This window comes from Sulfitobacter sp. M22, assembly GCF_021736025.1.
GTDB lineage: Bacteria > Pseudomonadota > Alphaproteobacteria > Rhodobacterales > Rhodobacteraceae > Sulfitobacter > Sulfitobacter litoralis.
This window is the reverse complement of record NZ_WMEC01000004.1, coordinates 1-2,503: the sequence shown is the minus strand read 5'-3', so window position 1 is coordinate 2,503 and position 2,503 is coordinate 1. Positions and strand designations below refer to the sequence as shown.

The 2,503-nt window shown below is 59.5% G+C and carries 1 protein-coding gene and 1 pseudogene; both read left to right on the top strand.

The features are described from left to right. Positions 1-134: 134 nt before the first annotated feature. Positions 135-1,973 carry an HlyD family efflux transporter periplasmic adaptor subunit gene (locus tag GLP52_RS17035; RefSeq protein WP_237273783.1) on the top strand — a complete coding sequence of 613 codons (1,839 nt, stop codon included), beginning with the start codon at positions 135-137 and terminating at the stop codon, positions 1,971-1,973. A gap of 4 nt (positions 1,974-1,977) precedes the next feature. Further along, positions 1,978-2,503 (top strand): annotated as a pseudogene (locus GLP52_RS17030) (peptidase M50); the annotation flags it as partial.

Sequence of the window (2,503 nt, the reverse complement as noted above, 5' to 3'; positions counted from 1 at the left end):
TAGACACTGGTGAGAGCGCGCAACAGGATGATGTTATTAAATAAAGTTTATTTTTTAGGTGATTGGCACAAAGTGTCGTAGGTTTCGAATATATGCCTGCGAAGAAGCGGGCGAGAAGTGCAGGGATTGTCCGTTTGAACGAATTTACCAAGGCCTTAGGGGCGTCTTCGGAAGAACCATTTTTGAATGCGGAAACGCTCGAAAAGCTGCGCAGCGGCACCGACATGGCGCAGGTCGCTGCGGCATGGTTGCAGGCTTTTGCCAAGCAGACGCACGGGATACAGCAGGGGCTTGTCGTCATGGCAGGCACCGGCAAAGCCAAATTTGAACCCGTCGCGATGTGGCCGGATGGGGCCAGTGCGGCGCCCGAGCTCATGCGGGCGGTTGACGGGTGCCTTAAGGGGCAGCGGATGCTGGTGGAAACCGGCGCCAAGGACAACGCCGCCATTGCAGTGCCGCTTTTGATCGGGGGGCAGTTGCGCGGTGTCCTTGCCGTTTTGTCGGATAATTCTGCCGATACCGACCTGCGCCGTGTCGTCAGTGACCTGCAGTGGGCATCCGGATGGATAGAGGCCGTCGTGCGTCGGCAACGGATCAGCGGCAATGATAACCTTGTGACGGTGATCGAGCTGCTGGCCACCAGTCTGCATCACACCCGCTTTTCAGAAGCCGCCACCGCCGTTGCGACTGAACTTGCCGGTGCGCTGGATTGCGAATTGGTGGCGATCGGCATGATGCGCGGCAGGCATATCCGGCTGCGTGCGCTGTCAAACTCTGCGACCTTTGGCAAGCGCGCTACCCTTGTTCGGTTGATCGAAACAGCGATGGATGAAGCCGTCGACCAGCAAGCGGTCATCGCGCATCCCCCACTTGAAGGGTCGCCCGCCCGTGTACGTCGGGCGCATACGGCGCTGGCGGATCATGAGGGTGGCACAGGGCTGTGTACCGTGCCGCTGACCGAACAGGGCAAGACGATTGGCGCGATGCTGTTGCAACGCAAGTCGGCCGACGGATTTGATGCCGGCGGCGTGCAGCTGGCAGAGCAGGCCGCCGTCCTGGTCGGTCCTGTGCTGGATATCAAACGGCGCGAAGATCGCTGGTTGCCTGCTAAGATTTGGGACTCCGTCACGAATTTCTTTAAGGCGCTGTTTGGTGCGCGACATGCGCTGTTGAAGCTGGGGGTGATTGCGCTGATCGGCTTTGTCGCCTTTTGCTATTATGCGACAGGCACGTACCGTGTGACGGCTACGACTGTTGTGCAGGGTAAAATTCAGCGTGTCGTGACTGCGCCGATCGCCGGTTACCTTGTCCAGTCCGAGGCGCGCGCCGGTGATCTGGTGCAAGAAGGCGACGTAATGGCGCGGTTGGAAGACCGTGATATTCGTCTTGAGCGGCTAAAATGGCTGGGCGATCGGACCAAGCAGCAGCAGGAATACAGTCAGGCGATGGCGCAGCGTGAACGCACGCAAGCGCGTATTCTGGCCTCACAAATTGAACAGTCGGACGCGCAAATCAGTTTGCTGGATCAGCAGCTTGAACGTATGACAATCCGCGCGCCCTTTACCGGGCTTGTCGTTTCTGGTGACCTTAGCCAAGCGCTTGGTGCCCCGCTCGAGCGGGGGGATGTGTTGTTTCAGGTCGCTCCGCTTGATGAATACCGTGTCACAATGCGCGTGGATGAGCGCGATATTCGTGAACTTTCGCCGGGGACCAGCGGGCCCTTGGTCCTGAGCGCGCTACCCGATACGCCCTACCGCGTCGCCGTGCAGCGGATCACACCGATTTCGAGCCCGCTGAACGGCGCGAATGTCTTTGATGTCGAAGCATCCATCGAAGAGGGCCCGATTATGGCGCTGCGTCCGGGTATGGAAGGCGTTGCCAAGATCGAGGTCGACGAGCGCAGACTGGTGGAAATATGGACCCGCCGTCTGGTGCTTTGGGTGCGCATGACCTTTTGGTCCTGGAGGGCCTAGCCCTTTGGCCGGCTCGCTTTTCTCGCCGTCGTGGTATCGGGTCAAGGACCTGAAGCCACGGCTACGCCGGCATGTGAATATCTATCGCCATGATTACCGTGGGCGCATCTGGTTCATCCTTCAGGATCTAGCCACGGGCCGGTCGCACCGGTTTTCCCCCGCCGCGTATCGCATGGTCGGCTTGCTGGACGGCACGCGGTCGCTTGGCGAGGTGTGGGATATTGCCAACGAACAGCTGGGTGAACGGGCCCCGACGCAGAATGAGGCGATCCGGCTATTGGGGCAATTGCATGCCGCCGATGCGCTTGTGGCCGATGTATCTCCTGACAGTCGCGAATTATTCCGGCGTCACAAGCGCCACAAACGGATGGAGATCAAACAGAAGGTTTGGTCACCCTTGGCGGTGCGCGTGCCGATCTGGGATCCCGACCGATTTCTAACGGCGACCCTGCCGTTTGTGCGGCCGCTTATGACCAAGACCTTTGCCGTGATCTGGCTTTTGCTGGTGCTGACGGCGGCTGTGTTTGCGG